This window comes from Duganella sp. GW822-FHT06D06 (assembly GCF_058799615.1).
Genome location: NZ_JBXALQ010000004.1, coordinates 249461 through 269668, shown reverse-complemented (window position 1 = coordinate 269668; position 20208 = coordinate 249461). Strand labels below are relative to the sequence as shown.

Genomic DNA, 20208 nt, shown 5'->3' with positions numbered 1-20208 from the left:
GAAATATGAAAGTATTAGCATTCGCAGCAAGCAACAGCAGCAAGTCGATCAACAAGAAATTGGCGAGCTACGCCGCCGGCCTGGTGGCCGGCGCCGAGGTCGACCTGCTGGATTTAAACGATTATGAAATGCCGCTGTTCAGCGTCGACAGGGAAGCGGCCATCGGCCACCCGGCACTGGCCAAGGCCTTCCTGCAAAAAATCGCGGCCTGCGATGCCATGATCATCTCGTTTGCCGAACACAACGGCTCGTACAGCGCGGCCTTTAAAAACCTGTTCGACTGGTGCTCGCGGATCGAACCCAAGGTGTTTCAGAACAAGCCCATGGTCCTGCTGTCCACCTCGCCGGGGGCCCGTGGCGGCGCCTCCGTGCTGGCCGCCGCGACCGGCTCCGCGCCATTTCTCGGCGGCCACGTCAAAGCCAGCCTCGCCATTCCCAGTTTCCATGACAACTACGATCTGGAGCGAGGCGTGCTCAAGCACGAGGAACTGAATGCCAAGCTGGTCAACGCTGTGGCGCTGCTGACGGAAGCGGCGCCCGTTCTGTAGTCCTGTGCCCGAGATAGGGCAGCAGGCTGATCAGTGCAAGCACGGCCAGCGCGACGCCGACCCATAGTGGCGAGCGCAGGCCGTAGCCGGCGGCTATCCCCAGCCCGCCGATCCACGACCCGGCGCCCAGGCCGATGTTGATGACCGAAGTGTGGATGGTGTTGACCAGCGGCCCCGGGTGCGCGGTCCGCATCACCCGCGCGATGATGGCGGGATTCATCGACATGCCGACCAGGCCGGTCACCACCAGCAAAACTACGCTGATCGTCTGGTCCTGCGCGAAGACGGCGAACAGCGCCAGGCTGACGGCCAGGATCAGCATGCCCCCGACCATGAGTGGGATGGTGTACTGGTCCGCAAAGCGCCCCACCACGCCATTGCCGACCACGTTGGCGATGCCGTACACGCCCAGCAACCAGGGTATCGAGGAGGGCGGGAAGCCGGTCACCTCGATCAGGATGGGCGCGAAGTAGCTGAAGGCGGCGAAGATCGCACCGATGATCAGGCCGCTGCTGGCGAAGGCCGTCCACAGATGGGGATTGCGGAACTCCTTCAGTTCGCTGCCCAGGCTGACAGCCTGGGATGCCTTGGAGCGCGGCACCAGCAGCGTGACCAGCACCATGCACAGCACCGTCAACACCACCACCAGCCAGAAGCTGGCGCGCCAGCCCAGATGCTGGTCGATCAGCGTGGCCATCGGCAGGCCGACCACCGAAGCGAGCATGAGGCCGCCGATCACGACGGCGGCGGCGCGCCCGCGCGCGTGGACGCCGACCGCGTCGGCACAGATCGCCAGCGATACGCCGAAGCAGGCCGAGGCGGCCACGCCGGTGGCCAGCCGCGCGTAGGCCATGATGTCGTAGCTGGTGGCCGAGGCGGCGATGGATTGGGCGATCACATACAGGCTCAGCAACCCAAGCAAGCCTTCTTTTTTGGTGATGCGCAGCTTGAGCATGGCGACGGTGATCAGCGGTCCGCCGACCACCATGCCGATGGCGTAGAGCGAGATCAGGTAGCCGATCCGCGTCACCGGCTCGCCCAGGGCCAGCGCCAGCGACGGCATCATGCCCGCCACCATGAATTCGGACGTGGTCAACGAGAAGATCGTCAAGCCGAGTATATAGACAAGCAAGGGCATACAGGTTTCCTTCGAAAATAATGGCTAAGACTGGGCGGGGATGAAAATGCTGTCCGCAATGTCGGCGCTTGAAAAGTTTGGAAAATCGCGCACCGACAGATGCTGCGGGTCGTTGCCGGTGACCATGCGCAGCAGTTGGTTGCCGCCGGCTTGCAGGTAGAAGACCGAACGGGCCTTGCCCGGCCGTTCGATCACCCAGGCGTCGGCCTGATGGCCCAGCACGGCGTGGCGGCCGTCGTGCAAGGCCGCGCCGTCGCGCAGGACGGCCTGCGGCAGGAACAGTTCGCGGAACGGCGCCACCTCGTCGGGCAGCGCCGTTTCCTGCAATTGCACGCCTTGCCGGGCATACGCCACTTTTTGCTTGCGGCTGCGCTCGCGTCCGGCGTCGCCGATTTCCGACATCCACAGCCGGTGTCCGGTTTCCCGTTCCGACCAGGGATTGAACAGGCCGTCGATGCGGCAGATATTGCGGTCATAGTCGAACCAGCAATAGCCGGAGGTGACCTCGTCGTCCTCCCGCATCGGCGACCAGTAGGAGATGTAGGCGCTGCTCCATTGCGGCGGCAGCAGCGGCGGCGTGGCGTAGGTCGGCATGGCGGCTCCTTATCGACCGAGGGCGTAGCCCAGCGTGGACATCAGCGCATCCTGCAACGGCGGCAAGTCCTTGCGGCGGGCGTCGAAGCTGATGGTCAGTTCGGCGTTGCTCAGTCCGATACGGTCGCTGACGGTTTCGAACCAGTGGCGGCTGCTGTCGGCATGGTCCTTGAACAGCCGCACCAGCGGCACGGCGCGGGCGTTGAAGTTGGCCAGGGCGGCGGCGGTGTCGGCCTCGGCGCTCAGGGTTTTGGCCAGCAGCAGCGCCACCGTCACCGCCATGGTGGTGCCGTGGCCGATCGAGAAGTGGCCGGACTGCAGCGCGTCGCCGATCAGCACGAACTTGCCGTCGCTGGCCTGCTCGCGGCTGAGCGTCATGAAGTTGCGCCAGCCCTGGCCCGGCTGGCTGACCAGGCCGTGATCGCCCAGTTCCGCCTTGAAGGTCTGGGCGATATAGGCGGCGACCTCGCTGTCGCTGCGGTCCTCCAGCCCGGCGCGGGCATAGCTATGCTCGCTGCACTCGACGATGAAGGTGCTCATCGTGTCCGAGTATTTATAGGCGTGGCCGATGAAGATGCCTTGCTCGTTGCTGCGGAAGACCAGGTTCATCTGGTCGAACAGCTGGGTGGTGCCGTACCAGATGTATTTGTTGCGGCCGAACTCGACCTGCGCCGCCAGCGCCTGCGGCAACTCCAGCGATTTGTGGTTGACGCCGTTGGACACCACCACCAGGTCGTACTCGGCTTCCAGCTGTTCCTTGCTGGCCAGCGGCGTCTGGTACTGGATCGCGATGCCGGCCGCCACGCATTTGGCGCGCAGCGCCTGCACCAGGGCCTGGCGTCCGACGCCGCACAGCGTGATGCCGGTGCTCATCAGATTGGGCTGGTCGTGATGCACCAGCTTGAACTCTTCCAGGAACTGCGGATTGAGCAGTTCCGGCTGCGCCAGGTAGGACAGCGGATTGGCCGGGTGGCGCGGCGGCCGTCCCGGCAGCACCACGCCCCAGCCCAGCACTTCTTCCTGGGTATTCTTTTCCGCGATGCTGATGTCCCAGCCCGGTTGGGCTTGCTTCATCTGACTGGCGAAAATCAGTCCTGCGGGTCCGGCGCCGATAACGAGAATCTTCATTAATTTACCCTTCCAAGTTTGTACCAAACGTTTTGTTTCTTCTGGATTTGTTGCAACTCATCGTAGGGAACCGATGTGAAGTACAGTTTCTCCGCCATGTCGGGCGGATAAACACGGGGGAATTTCTTGTGCATGTAGCGGGTGTACCGGGTTTGCAGGAAGAAAATCAGATTCGGGTTGCTCAGCGCGTCGTAGTTGGCGATCGCCATATCCTGCATGGCGTCGGCCTGCACCTTGCGCTGGCGGGTGAACTCGGCCAGCACCTGGGGCATGGCGTCGGGCTGGCGGTCCAGCAGGGTGGCGAACACGTGCACATCCTCCAGCGCCATGTTCATGCCCTGGCCGAGGAAGGGCGCGGTGGCGTGCGCCGAGTCGCCGATCAGCAGCACATTGCCCTTGTAGTGGAAGGTGTTGGAGCGAACGTTGATCAGGTCGTTGCTGGGCAGGGCGATGAACTGGTCCAGCAGTTCCTGGCGGCTGGCCGGCGGCAGGCTGCCGAAGTAGCGGCTGAAGAACGCCGCCATCGCTTCGCGGTTGTGCGTGGCCAGGCTGGGCGTGCCGGTGTAGGGCAGGCAGATGGCGAAGCTGATGCTGCCGTCCGGGATGGTGGCGGCGCGGCCGGCGAACAGGCCCTTGGAATCCATGCCGAAGAAGTACAGCAGGTCCTTGCGGAAGCCCAGCTTGGCGGCGTTCGGCAGCACCAGGGTCTTGTAGCCGTGGCGGAAGAAGGTCTGCTTGAACTCGAAACGGCGCATGCCGCTTTGCATGGCGCGCCGCACCGCCGAGTGGGCGCCGTCGGCGCCGATGATCAGGTCGCCTTGCAGGTGTTGCAGGTCGCCCTTGCTGTCCTGGATCAGCACGGATTTCCGGTCGAGGTCGACATCCAGGCATTTATGTTCGAAGTAGTACTTCACTTCTTGCTTGACGGCGTGCCGGTTCAACAGCCGCTGGAAGGCGGTGCGGTCCAGCGACAGCGGGAACAGGCCTTCGAGCGGGGTCAGCTCGCGCACCTTGAAGTCGCCGCGCACGGAGAACGCCATGCCGATGATGGGTTCGCCGCACTGGTCCAGCTCCTGCTTGCTGATGCCGGCCCCCAGCACCGCCTTGATGCCGCGCACGGTCATGCTGACGCCGATCGCGCGCGAGCCGATCGGATCGGCGCTGGCTGCGTTGGGGCCCAGGGGATCGGCGCGCTTTTCGATGACATGGACGTCGTGCCCCCGTCGCGCCATGTAGATGGCGGTCAGGCTGCCCGCCAGGCCGCCGCCGACGATGATGATCTTGTTCATTTAAGCCTCTCTAGACATCTTTCCCCGAGATAAATCGGTTAATTGCTGATTAAAAAACTCCAACATGTCGATCTGCGCCTGGCCGACCACGCCGGCCTCCAGGCTGCGGCCGTACTGCGCCAGCGCCAGGCATTTCTGCGCCAGCTGTTCGCAACCCAGGCTGTAGTCGCCGCTGATGGCGGCGCCCGCCGGCTCCGGCACCGGCGGCCCGGCGTTGCGGCCGGGCAGGCCGGACGGCATGTTCATCAGCGCCGCCGACAAGGGCCGCAACAAGCCGGTCATGAAGTCGATGGCGGCGTTCATCAGGCGTGAACGGCGCAGGCTGCCCAGCGGCTGTTGCGCGAAATGGAGGGCCATCAGCCCGAAGGTCAGCTCATGGCAGCCTTGATACAGCTGCATCAGCGAGCGGGCGTTGGTGTCGGTCACCACGGTGCAGTCGGCGCGCGCCGCCAGCACCGGGTTCTTCAGCGACGGCAGGGCCGGTTCGAACGGTTTTTCGCGCGACGAAAAACGGCCGCCCAGCGCGCGCAGCCGGTGGAAGTGCGACACCTCGAAATGCGGCGAATCGACCGCCACGCCTTCGCCCTGCTCGGTGACGAAGTCGATCGCGAACAGCGCGCTGGCGCGGTCGCCGACCTCCATCTGGTAGCCGGGATAGGCGCGGTTGGTCAGCTCCTTGAGGAACAGGTGGTGCTCGCCGCCGCGCTTGCCGCCGTTGGCGTCGAACAGCTCGGGCAGGTCGGCCAGGGCCTGGCGGATGGCGCGGTAGAAGGTGGCGATGGACTTGCCCGGCGTCGGCAGGTAGTCGGGCCACTCGAAGCGCACGAACCTGGCCAGCACGTGCTCGGAGAATGGTTCGAAGGAAAACTCCGTGTCCAGGCCGAAGCGCTCGCGCGCCTGCCGGCCCAGCAGCGGCACGCCGGCGTAGAAGGGCTCGCCCAGCGCCATCAGCACATTGTTGATCAACAGGTAGTGGATCATCTCCTCATGGGCGATCTCCAGCAGCGCGCCGCGCGCGCCGCTGTTGCGGCGCCGGTCGGCGTCGCCGCAGGCCAGCTCCAGCTCGTCCGCCTGCCAGCGGCCGGCCTCGACCAGCTTCTGGCCCTGTTCATAGTTGGGGATGCTGTAGGCGGCGTACAGGTACTGCATCATCAGCGACAGTTCCAGGTCGACCGCCGTTTTCAGTTCGTCGATCAAGGCTTCCTTGCTGCGGATGACATGCGGCGCCGGCTCCGGCGGCGCGGCGGTCTTGGCGGCGGCTTCGACCTGGGTCAGGTATTTCAGGAACAGCCGCGATTTCGGCAGCGACAGTTCGCGCGTGCTCGGCATGTAGTAGCTTTTGTCGCGGTTGTGCGGATCGCACATCTGCCACATCAGGCGCGAATAGGTCTCGCACTTGCAATGGTCCGCCAGGCTGAACACCTTGTCCGCCATGAAGGGATAGACCAGCTCGTAGTAGCTCATCACGTGGCGGTAGAGGAAGGCATAGTCGACCTGTTCGGCCGGTACCTCGTCCAGATGCCAGTCGTCGGGCAGCACGCGGGCGCCGAGGTGTTGGGCTTGCCGTCCCTCGCCCAGCAGGATGCGGGTGGCGCCGGCAGCGCGGCCGGTGACGGTCAGCTCGCTGTAGCCCGCTCCCAGCGCCGAAGCTTGCAGCTCCAGCGCCAGCAGCTCGCCGTGCTCGGCCTGCGCGGCCAGCGCCGGATGCGTCTTCAACTCGCCACGGTAACGGCTTTGCAGCGTGATCGTCTGCGGGTAGTCCTGTTGCTGTTGCCGGTTGGGCGCTTCCAGATACAGCTGGTTGCTGTCGGACTGGTGCACCCAATCGGCTTCGTCCCATTGCGCCTGCGCGCTGCCCAGGATGAGCGAATCGGCGGCCGCGCCGGCGTGCAGCAGCGGCACGTCGAGCACGCCATGATGGCGCCAGTGATCCAGATAGAGTTGCTGGGGGATGCGGGCAACCAGCACGCCATCGGCGTTGTGCAGCAGCAGGTCGCCCAGCGCCGCCTTGCCGCCCAGCGCATGGGTCGGATGTTGCTCGGACACGGGGCCGGCCGCGCGGGTGGTGAACGGAATCGCGGTCGGCATATTGAGCGAGACCCGCTCCCCCTCCACCTTGACCAGCACCGGCCCCAGGCTGGCCTGGCGCGGCAGCAGCAGGCGGCCGGCCGGATAGGTGGCCAGCTCGTCCCGGCGCCACAGGCCGATGCTGCCGGCCAGGTCGTAGAACACCGGCGAGTCCGGCTTTTGCGGCGTCGACATATTGAACAGGGCGTACTGGATCGTCAGCCCCAGCACATCGTCGCCGGCCAGCGCCTGTTGCAGCGCGCGCATGCTGGCCGGCAGCGGCGTGTCCGGATTGAAGAGGAAATGCGGATCCTGCTTCGCCACCGAAAACTGGAACAGCCTGGAGCGGCCGAACTCTTCGTCCAGGAAATGGCCGTTGCGTTCGGTGATGTGGCCGCTGCCCAGCCAGCGCACCGAATGCGCCTGCGCGATGTCGGCGCTGAACAGGGCCGGCGTGTTGGCGCTCGCCTGCATGCCGCTCAGCGTGAACTGGCCGGCGTAGATCAGCGTGGTGTCCGGCTGGGCGGGGTTGTTGTCGACCCAGCGGGCGCGGTTAAACGTGGTGCGCAGATAGTCGTTGTAGTGGCCCCACAGGGCCAGCCTGGCGCCGACCAGCGTGTCCTCGGTATCGACCTCCCCGTGCCGCAGCTGGACGCCGGTGATCCTGGCGTTTTCCCAGGAAAAGTGGTTGTTGCCGCAGGCGTTGTAGCCGGCGGCCTGGCTGAACACGCCTTCCGGATCCGGCTTGCCGGCGGCATTGAAGCGCGGCGCGAGCTGCTTCAGGTGCTGGTGGAAGTCGGACGGAGGACGGTCCAGGTCGAAAGGTTCACCCGCCATCGAGATCGTGTTGGTGGCGATATCGATGTGGCCGTGCGTGTTGCGATTGGCGGTCGGCACATTGGCGCGAGCGAAACCCCGAAAATGGAAGCGCGGAAAATCAAGTAAACTCATACGCCCTCGGTGGCGGAGGTGGCGAACGCCTGGGCGTCGTTCGATGCCTCGGTCTGTTGGCTCAGCCTTTCGAGCAGCAGCTGGCTGGCGTGGCGTGCGCTGATCAGGCTGCCTTCCATCCAACCGCAATGCGAGGTGTAGGCATCCGAGCAGGCGATGATGCCGTCCTGGTGCAGCAGGGCGGCGGGGTGGTCGGCGTCGGTGTCCATGCAGAACTCGACGCCGTGCGGCCAATGCTTGTAAAAATGCCCCTTGATCGGCGGCAGCGGCTGGCCGTTGAGCGGCAACACTTCTTCCAGGTGGCGGCGGACATGTTCCAGATAGACGTCCTCGCCTTGCGTCAGACAGTCCCGCCAATAGGTCGCGCTGTGGCTGTCGGTGTAGAACAGCAGGTATTTGTCGCCCTTGAAGTAGATTTTCCGCAGCGGATTCTCGGCCATCAGCACCTTGTCGGTCAGTCCCAGCGCTTGCCACCAGGCCGTGTCGAAGGTCAGGAAGCCTTTGAACAGGGGCAGGGAATCGTACTGGAACGGACTCCAGCCGGAGCGCAGGTCCAGGTTCAGGCGCGCCATCGCGGTGGGCGGGACGGCCATGACCAGATGGCGCGCCCGGTGCACCCGCCGTTCGCCCATGTGGTTGAAGGCCAGCACATGGTCGGCGCCGGATTTCTCGACCGACAGCAGGCGATGGCCCAGCTCGAACTTCACCCCGCCGGCCTGCGCCTGGCCTTGCAGCTGGCTCAGCAGCTGGCCGTAGCCGTCGGTGGCGTACAGCCATTGGTTGGCGGCGTTCTCGGTGATGCTTTGGGTCTCAGGATGCTTTTTGATGATGTCGTAGGCCATCGCCGGCGAGACGATCGGCAGCAGCAAGGCGTCGTAGCCGGTGGCCTTGATGATGCGGGTGGCTTCGGCGGCGCCCAGGTAGTGGCTGACGAACTGCAGGAACGAGTCCTGTGGATGTTCTTTGACCATAGTACTCAGGCTCAGCAGGGTGGCCTTCAGTTGCTCCTGCGCGCGCTCGTGAAATACCGCCTCGGTGAACGGGTAGACCGCATGCGGCAGTTCGCTGCCCTGCATCAGTTGCTGGAAGTTCGGATGCAGCTGGGGCGAATAGCGGGCGGCGCCCAGTTCGGCGACTTCCTCGCCATTGATCTTGCGCGACTGGATACGACCGCCCACTGCGGCATCCATATCGAACACCCGGATGCGCAGATGCTTGCTGATGGCGGCGCCGATCAGACGGGTGGCGCAAGTCAAGCCGCCGATGCCGGCACCGATGATGCAAATGTCAGAATAATTGGTCATTCAGAATTCCCTATTGGTGAATCCTGAGCCACTAACCCAAATGTCCCCCCGTGTGCTGGTATGGCGGGAGGTGCAGCGTGCCGCCCCTGTTTAGGGCATTACTGGCGTGGTTCAAGAGTGATATCGATTGGGCGAACTCACTTGCATGTCCCTAGTTGCTTATTATTAAATATTGCGCAAACAATATCTTAGGCAACCGCAAAACGGCTTGATAAATCTCAAGCCTGGTTCGTCTGACGAAAAATGGCGGGAAGTCGGCGCGGGCGCGCCTCTGTTGTTGCGGAAACACCAGCGCATGATGGTCATCGTCAGCGCCGACTGTACAAGCGCGCCTCAACCTGCCAACATGTTTTACTAGAGCAATTATTCGAGTGGCGAGAGGCATATGGCAATAATGAATACACGGCGACCGGCGCCGCTATACCTCCCCATGCTTTGCGGTTTGCTCGCGTTCAACCCTGGCGCCGCCACCGCCTCGGCCGGCGACGATCCGCAGGACCTGACCGCGTTGCCGCTGGAACAGCTGATGTCGCTGGAAGTGTTCAGCGCGTCGAAGTTCGTGCAGCGCGCCAGCGAGGCGCCGTCCAGCGTCACCGTGATCACCGCCGCCGATATCCGCGCCTATGGCTGGCGCAGCCTGGCCGATGTGCTGCGCAGCGTGCGCGGCGTCTACGCCAGCTACGACCGCAACTACAGCTACGTCGGCGCGCGCGGCTTCCTGCGGCCGGGCGACTACAACACCCGCTTCCTGCTGCAGATCGACGGCAACCGCATCAACGACGCGGTGTTCGATTCGGCGCCGATGGGCGGCGAGTTCCCGCTCGACCTGGAGCTGGTCGAGCGCATCGAGTACGTCCCCGGTCCCGGGTCGTCGGTGTACGGCGCCAACGCCTTCTTCGGCGTGATCAACGTCATCACGCGCCGCCCGCGCGACGTCGAGGGCAGCGCGCTGGCGCTGGCCGGCGGCCAGGACGGCGCCCGCCGCGGCCACGCCAGCCAGGCCTGGACCGACGGTTTCGGCACCGACTGGCTGCTGGCCGCCAGCCGCTACAAGACCGATGGCCGCGACCAGTTCTACGCCGCCTACGCGCAGGACGGCGTCAGCGACGGCGTGGCGCGCGGCCTCGATTATGAAAGCGGCCACCGCCTGTTCGCCAAGGCCATCCACGGCGCCTTGACCGCCACCCTGATCCACGGGGAGCGCGACAAGGGTGTGCCGACCGCCTCCTACAGCCAGCGCTTCAACGATCCGCGCTCGCGCACGGTGGACACGCAAAACTACGCCGACCTGGGCTACCGCACGATGTTGACGCGGCAGGTCGAGATGAATGCGCGCGTCTATTGGGCGGAATATGGTTCGCTGGGCGCCTACGTCACGGACGATGCCGACGGCACCCTCAACCGCGACGTTTTCGCCAGCCGCTGGTGGGGCGCGGATCTGACGCTGCTGGCCAACCTGGGCGAGCACAAGCTGCTGGGCGGCCTGTCGTTCGAGGACGACTATCGGCAGCGCATGCTCAACTTCGACGAAGCGCCGTATGCGCTGTACCTGAACGAAAACCACAACGCCAACCGCTACGGCCTGTACCTGCAGGACCAGGTGGCGCTGACGCCGGCCCTGCTGCTGAACGCCGGCTTGCGCTACGACCGCCATGCCGCCACCGGCGGCGTGTTCAGCCCGCGCCTGGCGCTGGTGCACCGGTGGAACGACGCGACCACCGTCAAGGCCATGTACGGCAACGCCTACCGCGCGCCCAATAGTTACGAGCTGTATTACAGTGCGCCCGGCGAGGGCGGCCAACTGGCCAATCCCACGCTGGGCCGCGAGCGCATCGTCAGCGCCGAGCTGGCGCTGGTGCGCCAGCTGCCCGGCAATCGCCGCGTGACGGTATCGGCTTTCCGCAACGTGGTGTCGGCGCTGATCACGCAAGTGGAGCAGGGCGGCTTGCCGATCTTCGTCAACGCCGGGCGCGCCGTGGCGCGCGGGGTGGAATTCGAATACGAGCAAAACTGGAGCAACGCGGCGCGGCTGAAGGCCAGTTACAGCTGGCAGCGCACGCGCCAGGACGGCGGCGACGGCGAGGGTGGCAACGTCAACACGCCCGGCCAGCTGGCCAAGCTGAACCTGACTGTGCCGCTGCACGGCGCATGGCGCGCCGGCGCCGAGGCCCAGTACGTGGGCCGGCGCAGCATGATCCAGGGCGGCAGCAGCGGCGCCTTCCTGCTGGCCAACCTGAACCTGTATTCGCACCGGCTGGCGCCGCACGCCGACTTGGCGCTGACCGCCTACAACCTGTTCAACCGCCGCTATGCCGATCCGGCTTCGGTGGAGCACCTGCAAGACGCGATCCGGCAGGACGGCCGGCGGCTGCAACTGAAACTGATATTGGATTATTGAGATGCCGATGGTGCGTGCCATAGCCGTGTGGTTTTCCACCTTGCCGTTTGCCCTGCTGCTGGGCGGGTGGAGCGCCGCCGCGCGCGCGGAAAGCGCGGTGCCGGAGTACCAGCTCAAGGCGGCCTTCGTGTTCAACTTCGCGGTGTTTGCTGAATGGCCGGCCGAGGCGCTGCCGCAGGCCAGTCCGCTGGTGCTGTGCGCGTACAGCGGCAACGGGCTGCTGGCGGCGCTGCAGGAACTGCGCGACAAGAGCGTCAACGGCCATCGGCTTGACGTGCGGGTGCTGGCCGCCGGCGCGGCGCCGCGCAACTGTCACCTGCTGGTGCTGGACCGCCAGGACCGCGACGCCTGGCCGCAGCTGCGGCAGGACCTGGCGGCGGGCGGCGCCAGCGTGCTGACCGTCGCCGACGACCGCCAGATCGCCCGCGCCGGCGTGATGCTGGCGCTGTTCATGGACGACAAGCGGGTGGTGTTCGACGCCGACCTCGGCGCCTTGCGCGCCGCCCATATGGTGCTGAGCTCCAAGCTGCTGCGCCTGGCCAGGAGCGTGCAATGACGCGCGCGCGGCCCCGGGTCGCCGACATGGGCGCGGACGTGGGCGCCCCGGCGGGGCCGCTCGGCAGCACGGTCGCCCGCAGCAATCTGCTGGTGGCCGGCGCCGCGCTCAGCGTGGCCGCCTTGCTGCTGGTGGTGTTCCAGTATTTTGTGCTGCGCGACGCGCTGCTCGACGACGTGCAGGTGCAGGCGCGCATCGTCGGCAGCAACAGCAGCGCCGCGCTGATGTTCGAGGACCAGCGCGCCGCCGCCGAAACGCTGGCCGGGCTGGCGCTGTCGCCGGTGGTGGAGAGCGCCGCCATCCTCGATCGGCGCAGCGTGCCGCTGGCCAGCTACCGGCGCGGCGGCGGCGCGCCGCCCACCGTCGACGACGCATTGTGGGCCGGGCGCCAGGTGTTTTCCGCCGGCGCGCTCGAAGTGCTGGAGCCGGTGTCCGCCAACGGCGCCGTGATCGGCAGCGTGGTCTTGCGCGCGACCCTGGCGCCGCTGTACCGCCGCCTGGCCGCGTTTGCCGCCTATACGCTGGCGGTGGCGCTGGCGTCGATGGCGCTGGCCTGGCTGCTGGTGTCGCGCATGCGCGCCACCGTGCGCGCGGCCGAGCGGCGCCTGAACTACCTGGCCCACGTCGACCCGGTGACGGCGCTGCCGAACCGCAACGCCTTCAACGAAAACCTCGACGCCTGCCTGAGCCGGGCCGACCGCCAGGCCAGCGCGGTCGGCCTGCTGCTGCTCGACCTGGACAACTTCAAGGTGGTCAACGACACGCTGGGCCACACCTGCGGCGACCTGCTGCTGCAGCTGGTGGCCCAGCGCCTGCTCGCGACGCTGCGCGCGCAGGACGTCATTTGCCGCATCGGCGGCGACGAATTCGTGGTCATCGTCGAGGCGGAGGACGCGGCCCGCGTCACGGCCGGCGTGGCGGACAAGATCCTGGGCGCGCTGGCGGCGCCGTTCCCGATCGAAGGCCAGCAGCTGTACGTCAGCGCCAGCATCGGCGTCGCCACCTATCCGGCGCATGGCGACAACGCCGAGTCGCTGATGCGCGGCGCCGACATGGCGATGTACCACGCCAAGCACCTGGGCAAGAACACCAGCCAGGTGTTCCACCAGGAGATGACGCTGCGCGCCAACAAGCGCCTGACGATGGAGGCCAGGCTGCGGCGCGCGCTGGACAACGATGAATTGATGCTGCACTACCAGCCGCAGATCGACACGCGCAGCGGCCGTATGATCGGCTTCGAGGTGCTGGCGCGCTGGACCTGTCCGGAACTGGGACCGGTCAGCCCGGCGGAGTTCATCCCGGTTGCCGAGGACAGCGGCGTGATCGTGCCGCTGGGGCGCTGGGTGTTGCAGACCGCCTGCCGCCAGGCCGCGCAGTGGCAGCGCGCGGGACTGCTGGAGGGCATCTCCCACGTGGCGGTCAACCTGTCGGCGCACCAGACCCGCGACAAGGATTTGATGGACGAGATCGAAGCGCTGCTGGAAGAGACCGGGCTGCCGGCGCACCTGCTGGAGCTGGAGCTGACCGAAAGCGCGATGATGGAAAACGTCGAGGCCAACCTGGCGCTGATGCAGCGCATCCAGGCGGCCGGCATCCATCTGTCGATCGACGATTTCGGCACCGGCTATTCGTCGATGGCCTACCTGAAGCGCTTCCCGATCGACCAGTTGAAGATCGACCGCAGCTTCGTCAGCGACGTGCCGGGCGACGGCGCGGCGATCGCCATCGCCATCATCGCGCTGGCGCACAGCCTGGGCCTGTCGGTGGTGGCGGAGGGCGTGGAGAACGCGCAGCAGGTCGAGTTCCTGCGCCAGGCCAACTGCGATGTCATGCAGGGCTATTATTTCTCGCGGCCGGTGCCGGCGCCCGAGCTGGAGTTGATGCTGCGGCGGGCGCTGTCGGCGGAACCGGTGCAATAGGCCGGCCTCACTCCTTGCGGATGTGCTCGGCGAGGAAGTCGATCAGCAGCCGTATGCCGGGCAGCAGGCCGCGGCGCGACGGAAACACCGCGTGGATGATGCCGCCCTTGGGCGCCCAGCCCGGCAGCACATCGACCAGCAGGCCTTGCTTGAGGTCGGCTTCGACCACCATCTCGGGCAGTTGCACGATGCCGGTGCCGTGCAAGGCCGCTTGCCGCAGGGCCGTCATGTCGTCGGTGACGTAGCGCGGGCGATGCCGGACCAGCATTTCGGCGCCGCCGGGGCCGAGCAACTGCCACGCGTGTTCGCGCATCGGTCCCCAATCCAGGCTGGGCAGGTCGGTCAGCGCGGCCGGATCGGCCGGCGTGGCGTGGGCGGCCAGCAGGCCGGGGCTGGCGACCAGGCGCTGCGGACTGCCGGACAGCACGCGCATCACCAGGTCGACGTTTTCCAGCGGCGGAAAGCGCACCCGCAAGGCCAGGTCCAGGCCTTCGCCCAGCACGTCGACGCGGCGGTTGGTGGCGTCCAGGTGCACCTGGACCTTGGGATACTCGGCCATGAAGCGCGCCACCAGGTCGCCGATCCGATAGTCGAGCAGGGCGGTGGGGCAGCTCATGCGGATCACGCCCTGCGGTTCGCTATGGACCCGCTGCATGACTTCGCGCGCCGCGTCGGCCTCCACCAGCACGCCCTGGCAGCGTTCGTAGAATTCCTGGCCCATGGCGGTGACCGAGAAGTGGCGTGTGGTCCGCTGCAGCAGGCGGACGTTGTGGGCCGCTTCCAGCGCCGCGATGCGGCGGCTGAGCTTGGACTTCGGCATGTTCAGCGCGCGGCCGGCCTGGGTAAAGCCTCCGTGATCGACCACTTTCACGAAGTAGAAAATATCGTTCAAATCCATCATCGTCCCAAATTAAGAACACTGATGGCATTTTATGTCACTTCCGGGAAGATTGTCTTGGGCCTATCATTCAAGCAATCTTGCGTTTAAGACACTTTAACGCAGGGGATATTTTCCACCCGCCCGACCAGGGCATCTTTTCAGAAGCAAGGAATTCATATGACCAGCGAAACCATCCGCGATCCAGCCCGCGACCATCTGCTCACGCCACAGAACAGCGCCTTCGTCGTCATCGACTACCAGCCGGTGCAGGTGAACTCGATAGCCTCGATGGACCGCCAACTGCTGATCAACAACATCGTCGGCGCCTCCAAGGCCGCCGTCGTCTACGGTTTGCCGATCATCCACTCGACCGTCAACGTCCAGACCGGCCTGAACAAACCACCGATTCCGCAGCTGCGCAAAGTGCTGGAAGGCTATCCGACCATCGACCGCACCACCATCAACTCGTGGGAAGACGTCGAGTTCCGCCAGGCGGTGGAAGCCACCGGCCGCAAGAAACTGATCATGACCGCGCTGTGGACCGAAGCCTGCCTGACCTTCCCGGCGCTCGACGCGCTGGCGGCCGGCTATGAAGTCTACGTGGTGGCCGACGCCGTCGGCGGCACCTCGCTGGCCGCGCACGAGATGGCCTTGCGCCGCATCGAGCAGGCCGGCGGCAAGCTGATCAGCACGGTGCAGCTGTTCTGCGAATTGCAGCGCGACTGGAAGCGCAGCGACACCGTGCCGGCCTTCATCGACCTGTTCGTCTCCACCGGCGGCACCGCCGGCATCCAGTTCTCCTACGACCGCGCGGAGTAAGCGCCCGGCCGTGTGCCCGTTGCCCGCCTACTGACGGGTGGCGGGCACGCGGGATTTCTGGCGCGCGCTGTCGATGCCGCGCACCAGCAGCTCGGTGTCGTGGGGCGGCTTGAGGAACTGGCGCAGTCCTTCATACATGGGCGCGACCAGGTCCGCCCTGGCGTCGCGATCGAAGAAATAGGTGAGTCCGGCCGCGCCGGCCAGGATCTCGCCGGTGGCCTCGCCCAGCAAGGTGGGCGGCGTGGCCGGGTCGGCCTGGACCGAAAAGGTCTGGTCGGCCTCGGCGATCTGGCGCAGCGCGCCGCTGTCCGCGAGGAAGGCCAGGAAGCGATGGCGGGCGTGGGTGTTCAGGCCCCTGGCCGGCAGCACCAGCACGTCGAGCGGCGCCTCCTCATATGCGGGCAGGTTGGGCGTGTAGTTCGGGAAGGCGAAGAATCCCATGTCGGCCGCTATCGCCGCCGGGAACTTGGCGGCGACAAAGCTGGCCGTCAGCACCATGCCGACATGATCGCGGTACAGATACGGCGGCACCCGGTCCGCTTCCTGCTCCATCGTCGCCTCCAGGAAGTAGCCCTTGCGCAGCAAGTCGCCCCAGGTGTCGAACACCTGGCGTACCCGGGCGTCGCCGAAGCTGGCGTCGCCGCGCAGCAGCTTGCGGTGGAAGTCGATGCCGTTGATGCGCAGGTTCAGGTAGTCGAACCAGGCGGCCGCCGGCCAGCCGCTCCTGGCGCCCACCGCCAGCGGCGTCACGCCCGCCGCCTGCAGGCGTTCGCAGGTTTGCAGGAACTCGCTCCAGCTGGCCGGCGGCCGCAAGCCCAGGCGCTCGAACAGCGACTTGCGGTACAAGAATCCCCAGGCGTAGTAGTACAGCGGAAAGCCATAGACCTCGCCGTCGATGCGCGTGCCTTCGATGGCGGCGGGCGCGAACTTCTTTTTCTTCAACTGCGTGACCAGCTCGCCATCGAGAGGGGACAGCAGCTTGTTTTTGGCGGCGTCGCGCAGGCGTTCGCCCGCGTACCAGAAGGCCAGGTCGGCGCGGCCGGTGGCCAGGCGCGCGTTGAAGTCCCGCTTGTATTGCTCCTGCGGGTAGCCGTGGTGTTCGACCTGGACGTCAGGATTGGCGGCGGCGAACTGGTTGATGATGCCCAGCCATGCGGTGCGCTGGGGACTGTTGGAGACCACGTAGTCGATCACCAGGTGTTCGGCGGTGGCGCACGCGGCGGACAGTCCCAGGCCGGCGCATAACAGGCCGCGCGCCAGCCAGCGCTGGAGACCGAAAGTGGAGCGTTTTGGGGTGATATGCATCATGCAAGTTTGTGCGGCAATGCACGGGCTGTCAATCCGTGATGGCCGCAGCAACGGGCGGATGCGGCGTCCGACCCAATTTCGTTCTGTCGTTTGGTGATTTTCATAATTGCGACCGGCGGGCCGAACTCGCAGAATGGTCGCACGCGTGCCGCTACGCGATAAAAAATAGATCAAACGGAGACAACAATGAGAGTCCAACCCCTGGCGGCGCTGCTTGCAGCGCTGTTGATGCCGCTCGCCGCTACGGCGGAAACCTACCACTGGGACTCGGTCGCCATCGGCGGCGGCGGTTTCGTTTCGGGCGTGATCGCCAGCAAGAGCGAGCGCGACGTGGTGTTCGTCCGCACCGACGTCGGCGGCGCCTACCGCTGGGATGCGGCGCAGTCGCGCTGGTCCGCGCTGACCGACTGGGTCGGCGAGGCCGATGTCGGCCTGATGGGCATCGAGTCGCTGGCCATCGATCCGCGCCGCGCGGCCAACGTCTATATGCTGGCCGGCACCAGCTACTTCAGCAACGGCAAGACCGTGATCCTGCGCTCCAGCGACTACGGCAAGACTTTCGCCGCGACCGACGTGACGGCGCAGTTCAAGGCCCACGGCAACGGCATGGGCCGCCAGAACGGCGAGAAGTTGCAGGTCGATCCAGGCTCGGGCAATGTGCTGTACGTCGGCACCCGCCGCAACGGCCTGTTCAAGAGCATCGATTCGGGCGCGACGTGGAATCATGTGGACGGCCTGGCCGTAAGCAGCACGCCCAACGACAACGGCGTCAGCTTCGTGCTGCTGGATCCGGCCAGCGTCAGCGGCGGCGTGGCGCAGCGCATCTTCGTCGGCGTCTCGCGCTACGGCTCGGTCGGACCCAATCTGTACTTCAGCGCCAACGGCGGCGCCAGCTTCGCACCGGTCAAGGGCGGCCCCGCCGCCGGCCTGATGCCGCAACGCGCGGTCATGTCGTCCAAGGGCAAGCTGTACATCACCTACGCCAACGGCGCCGGCCCCCATCCCGCCACCAACGAGCCGATGGACAACGGCCAGGTGTGGGAATACAACGCGGTCGGCGGCAACTGGGTCAACATCACGCCGGCCGGCGCGGCCCATCCCTACGGCGGCATCAGCGTCGATCCGGCCGATCCGAAACACCTGGTGGCGTCGACCATCAACACCTGGCTGCCGCAGGGCGCCAACAGCTACGGCGACCGCATCCTGACCTCCAGGGACGCCGGCCGCTCATGGACCGACGTGGTGGCGCGTGGTTTCGCGCTGGACCAGCGGGGCGTGGGCTGGATCGGCAACGGCCAGTCCATCCACTGGGCCGGTTCGGTGGAGTTCGATCCCTTCGACACCAGCAAGGTGTGGGTCGGCTCGGGCAACGGCCTGTTCAAGACCGGCGACATCGACGCCGCCACCACCAGCTGGGCCTTCGACGTGGCCGGCCTGGAGGAGACGGTGCCGTTCCAGGTCGAGAGCGTGCCGCAGGGGCCGCTGGTGTCGACGATCGGCGACTTCGACGGCTTCATCAACGCCGACGCCGGCCAGTACGGCGCGCAGCACACGCCGCAGATGGGCACCACCACCGGCCTGGCGATCGCCGCGCGGGACGGCCGCATCATGGCGCGCGCCGGCACCGCGATCTATTACAGCGTGGACGGCGGCGCCAGCTGGAACAAGGCGGCCGCGATGAACGGCGACCACGGCCAGCTGGCGCTGTCGGCCGACGGCTACGTCCTGCTGCACAGCCCGGCCAACTCGGCCACCAGCTATCGCTCGACCAACTTCGGCGCCAGCTGGACGGCGGTGGCCGGCCTGGGCGTGAGCAACGCGCGGCCGGTGGCCGACCCGGTCAACCCCAACAAGTTCTATGTCTACGACAACGGCAAGCTGCTGGCCAGCAGCGACGGCGGCGCGTCCTTTGCCGAGCAGGGCACGCTGGCGGCCGGCGGCTCGCCGCTGATCCGCGTGGCGCCGGGACAGGAGGGCGACATCTGGGTCTGCCTGAACGGCGGCGGCTTGACGCGCTCGACCGATTCCGGCGCCAGCTTCAGCAAGATCGCCAGCGTCAACCAGTGCGGCGCGGTCGGCTTCGGCAAGGCGGCGCCGGGGGCCGGCTATCCGACGCTCTACATGCAGGGCACGGTGGGCACGACCAGCGGCGTGCTGCGCTCCACCGACGCCGGCGCCAGCTGGGTACGGGTCAACGACGACGCCCGCCAGTTCGGCGGCCCCGGCAACGCCCGCATGGTCAACGGCGACATGAACATCTACGGCCAGGTCTACATGAGCACGGCGGGGCGCGGCATCGCCTACGGCAAGGCGATGGATGCGGGCGGCGAGGTGGCGGTGACGCCGGTGGCGGCCGGCCCGGGCACGCCCAACCAGCCGGTCAACCAGTGCAGCTATGTGGTGACGGCGGCCTGGCAGGGCGGCTACAACGCGGCGGTGCGCATCACCAACCACCGCAGCAGCGTGATCGAGGGCTGGTCGGTGAGCTGGACCTATAGCGACAACTCGGTGGTGCAGGGTTATTGGAACGCCGCCGTCGCCGGCGCCAGCCCGAGCTACACGGCCACGCCCAACCAGAGCTGGAACCACGACATCTATCCGGGCAGCACGGTCGAATTCGGCATGACGGTCAGCGGCGCGGCGATTCCCGTCGTCACCGGCGACGCCTGCAACTAAACAAGGAGCCACAATGAAAAAATTTCTGATCCGATTATTCGCCGGCGCCGGCCTGCTGCTGGCGGTGCAGGCGAGCGCGGGCGCGCTCAACTTCGACGACCTGCGGGCCGACGGCGACCTGACGCCGATGAGCAGTCCCTATGCAGGCCTCAGCTGGAGTAGCGACTGGTATCTGGGCGACACCAGCGTCGAAGGCTACGGCAACGGCGCCCATTCCGGCGCGCTGTTCGTCACCAACGGCTATGGCGTCGACGACCTTGGCGTCAGCAGCGCCGCCGGCTTCAACTTCGCCGGCGCCTGGTTCGCCGCGCCGGCCACCAACGGCGCCACCGCCAGCTGGATCAACCTCACGGCCTACGACGCGCACAACCACCTGATCGGCAGCACCGGCAAGGTCGCCATCGGCGGCAGCTACAGCTGGGTGGCGGCGAACTTCAACCACGTGGCCCGGCTGAACATCGCGCGCGACGACGGCTGGTTTGTCATGGACGACTTTACGCTGGCCAGCGCCGTGCCGGAGCCGGGCCGGGCGCTGCCGCTGGGTGTGGGCTTGTTGTTGCTGCTGGGCAGGGCGAAACCAGTTTCAACCAGAGCCTCGTCAACGTCGCAAAATAGCGCGCGGGGCCAATAGTG

Annotated in this window: 15 protein-coding genes; 7 read left to right on the top strand and 8 right to left on the bottom strand. The window is 66.4% G+C overall.

The features are described from left to right. Positions 1 to 5: 5 nt before the first annotated feature. Positions 6 to 548, top strand: a complete 543-nt coding sequence (locus tag AC1RMD_RS09940; protein WP_492926120.1) for an NADPH-dependent FMN reductase — start codon at positions 6 to 8, stop codon at positions 546 to 548. On the opposite strand, the gene AC1RMD_RS09935 is transcribed toward AC1RMD_RS09940, so the two are convergent. From AC1RMD_RS09935 to vioA, 6 genes are read right to left on the bottom strand one after another with little or no spacing between them, the layout of a single operon-like run. Further along, positions 505 to 1686: an MFS transporter gene (locus tag AC1RMD_RS09935; protein ID WP_492926118.1), complete on the bottom strand. Its 1182-nt coding sequence runs from the start codon at positions 1684 to 1686 to the stop codon at positions 505 to 507. The genes AC1RMD_RS09940 and AC1RMD_RS09935 overlap by 44 nt on opposite strands. A 24-nt stretch (positions 1687 to 1710) precedes the next feature. Further along, entirely contained in the window at positions 1711 to 2280 is a 570-nt protein-coding gene (vioE, locus tag AC1RMD_RS09930; RefSeq protein WP_492926116.1) for a violacein biosynthesis enzyme VioE, read from the bottom strand. Between the two features lie 9 nt (positions 2281 to 2289). Then, positions 2290 to 3408: a flavin-dependent violacein biosynthesis monooxygenase VioD gene (gene vioD / locus AC1RMD_RS09925; RefSeq protein ID WP_492926114.1), complete on the bottom strand. Its 1119-nt coding sequence runs from the start codon at positions 3406 to 3408 to the stop codon at positions 2290 to 2292. Then, the gene (gene vioC, locus AC1RMD_RS09920) at positions 3408 to 4697 is read right to left on the bottom strand and encodes an NADP-dependent violacein biosynthesis oxygenase VioC (RefSeq protein ID WP_492926112.1); all 1290 of its coding nucleotides are present in this window, start codon (positions 4695 to 4697) and stop codon (positions 3408 to 3410) included. The genes vioD and vioC overlap by 1 nt, the downstream gene beginning before the upstream one ends. Further along, positions 4698 to 7715 (bottom strand): iminophenyl-pyruvate dimer synthase VioB, encoded by a 3018-nt coding sequence (gene vioB, locus AC1RMD_RS09915; RefSeq protein ID WP_492926110.1) that lies wholly within the window; start codon positions 7713 to 7715, stop codon positions 4698 to 4700. Continuing rightward, positions 7712 to 9019 (bottom strand): flavin-dependent violacein biosynthesis tryptophan-2 monooxygenase VioA, encoded by a 1308-nt coding sequence (gene vioA, locus AC1RMD_RS09910; protein ID WP_492926108.1) that lies wholly within the window; start codon positions 9017 to 9019, stop codon positions 7712 to 7714. The genes vioB and vioA overlap by 4 nt, the downstream gene beginning before the upstream one ends. A gap of 442 nt (positions 9020 to 9461) precedes the next feature. Here vioA and AC1RMD_RS09905 point away from each other — a divergent pair, with 442 nt between their 5' ends. The 3 genes from AC1RMD_RS09905 to AC1RMD_RS09895 are packed head-to-tail and all read left to right on the top strand — an operon-like array spanning position 9462 to position 13892. Continuing rightward, on the top strand, positions 9462 to 11417 hold the full coding sequence (locus tag AC1RMD_RS09905; protein WP_492926106.1) for a TonB-dependent receptor plug domain-containing protein: 1956 nt from the start codon (positions 9462 to 9464) through the stop codon (positions 11415 to 11417). A 1-nt stretch (position 11418) separates the two neighbouring features. Next, positions 11419 to 11973, top strand: a complete 555-nt coding sequence (locus AC1RMD_RS09900; protein ID WP_492926104.1) for a YfiR family protein — start codon at positions 11419 to 11421, stop codon at positions 11971 to 11973. After that, complete coding sequence (locus AC1RMD_RS09895) at positions 11970 to 13892, top strand: putative bifunctional diguanylate cyclase/phosphodiesterase (protein ID WP_492926102.1); 1923 nt, start codon at positions 11970 to 11972, stop codon at positions 13890 to 13892. The genes AC1RMD_RS09900 and AC1RMD_RS09895 overlap by 4 nt, the downstream gene beginning before the upstream one ends. Positions 13893 to 13899: 7 nt before the next feature. Here AC1RMD_RS09895 and AC1RMD_RS09890 read toward each other — a convergent pair whose 3' ends face one another. Continuing rightward, positions 13900 to 14793, bottom strand: coding sequence for a LysR substrate-binding domain-containing protein (locus AC1RMD_RS09890; protein ID WP_492926100.1), 894 nt, complete (start codon positions 14791 to 14793; stop codon positions 13900 to 13902). Positions 14794 to 14949: 156 nt separating this feature from the next. Here AC1RMD_RS09890 and AC1RMD_RS09885 point away from each other — a divergent pair, with 156 nt between their 5' ends. Beyond that, positions 14950 to 15591 (top strand): hydrolase, encoded by a 642-nt coding sequence (locus tag AC1RMD_RS09885; RefSeq protein WP_492926098.1) that lies wholly within the window; start codon positions 14950 to 14952, stop codon positions 15589 to 15591. Between the two features lie 27 nt (positions 15592 to 15618). Here the strand turns inward: AC1RMD_RS09885 and AC1RMD_RS09880 are convergent, their stop codons facing one another. Continuing rightward, positions 15619 to 16899: an ABC transporter substrate-binding protein gene (locus AC1RMD_RS09880; protein WP_492926096.1), complete on the bottom strand. Its 1281-nt coding sequence runs from the start codon at positions 16897 to 16899 to the stop codon at positions 15619 to 15621. A gap of 186 nt (positions 16900 to 17085) precedes the next feature. On the opposite strand from AC1RMD_RS09880, the gene AC1RMD_RS09875 reads away from it, so the two are divergent. Both AC1RMD_RS09875 and AC1RMD_RS09870 read left to right on the top strand, forming a co-directional pair. Then, a complete protein-coding gene (locus tag AC1RMD_RS09875) occupies positions 17086 to 19575 on the top strand; it encodes a cellulose binding domain-containing protein (RefSeq protein ID WP_492926094.1) in 2490 nt (829 codons plus the stop codon). 13 nt (positions 19576 to 19588) lie between these two features. Beyond that, positions 19589 to 20206 (top strand): hypothetical protein, encoded by a 618-nt coding sequence (locus tag AC1RMD_RS09870; RefSeq protein WP_492926092.1) that lies wholly within the window; start codon positions 19589 to 19591, stop codon positions 20204 to 20206. The last annotated feature ends 2 nt before the right edge of the window (positions 20207 to 20208 follow it).

Bases quoted from the DNA above. Each gene is read 5' to 3' on its own strand.
- AC1RMD_RS09880 (WP_492926096.1), bottom strand. From the start codon at position 16,899: ATGATGCATATCACCCCAAAACGCTCCACTTTCGGTCTCCAGCGCTGG.
- AC1RMD_RS09885 (WP_492926098.1), top strand. From the start codon at position 14,950: ATGACCAGCGAAACCATCCGCGATCCAGCCCGCGACCATCTGCTCACG.
- AC1RMD_RS09940 (WP_492926120.1), top strand. From the start codon at position 6: ATGAAAGTATTAGCATTCGCAGCAAGCAACAGCAGCAAGTCGATCAAC.
- AC1RMD_RS09900 (WP_492926104.1), top strand. From the start codon at position 11,419: ATGCCGATGGTGCGTGCCATAGCCGTGTGGTTTTCCACCTTGCCGTTT.
- vioD (WP_492926114.1), bottom strand. From the start codon at position 3,408: ATGAAGATTCTCGTTATCGGCGCCGGACCCGCAGGACTGATTTTCGCC.
- AC1RMD_RS09895 (WP_492926102.1), top strand. From the start codon at position 11,970: ATGACGCGCGCGCGGCCCCGGGTCGCCGACATGGGCGCGGACGTGGGC.
- AC1RMD_RS09890 (WP_492926100.1), bottom strand. From the start codon at position 14,793: ATGATGGATTTGAACGATATTTTCTACTTCGTGAAAGTGGTCGATCAC.
- AC1RMD_RS09870 (WP_492926092.1), top strand. From the start codon at position 19,589: ATGAAAAAATTTCTGATCCGATTATTCGCCGGCGCCGGCCTGCTGCTG.
- AC1RMD_RS09875 (WP_492926094.1), top strand. From the start codon at position 17,086: ATGAGAGTCCAACCCCTGGCGGCGCTGCTTGCAGCGCTGTTGATGCCG.
- vioE (WP_492926116.1), bottom strand. From the start codon at position 2,280: ATGCCGACCTACGCCACGCCGCCGCTGCTGCCGCCGCAATGGAGCAGC.
- AC1RMD_RS09935 (WP_492926118.1), bottom strand. From the start codon at position 1,686: ATGCCCTTGCTTGTCTATATACTCGGCTTGACGATCTTCTCGTTGACC.
- vioA (WP_492926108.1), bottom strand. From the start codon at position 9,019: ATGACCAATTATTCTGACATTTGCATCATCGGTGCCGGCATCGGCGGC.
- vioB (WP_492926110.1), bottom strand. From the start codon at position 7,715: ATGAGTTTACTTGATTTTCCGCGCTTCCATTTTCGGGGTTTCGCTCGC.
- vioC (WP_492926112.1), bottom strand. From the start codon at position 4,697: ATGAACAAGATCATCATCGTCGGCGGCGGCCTGGCGGGCAGCCTGACC.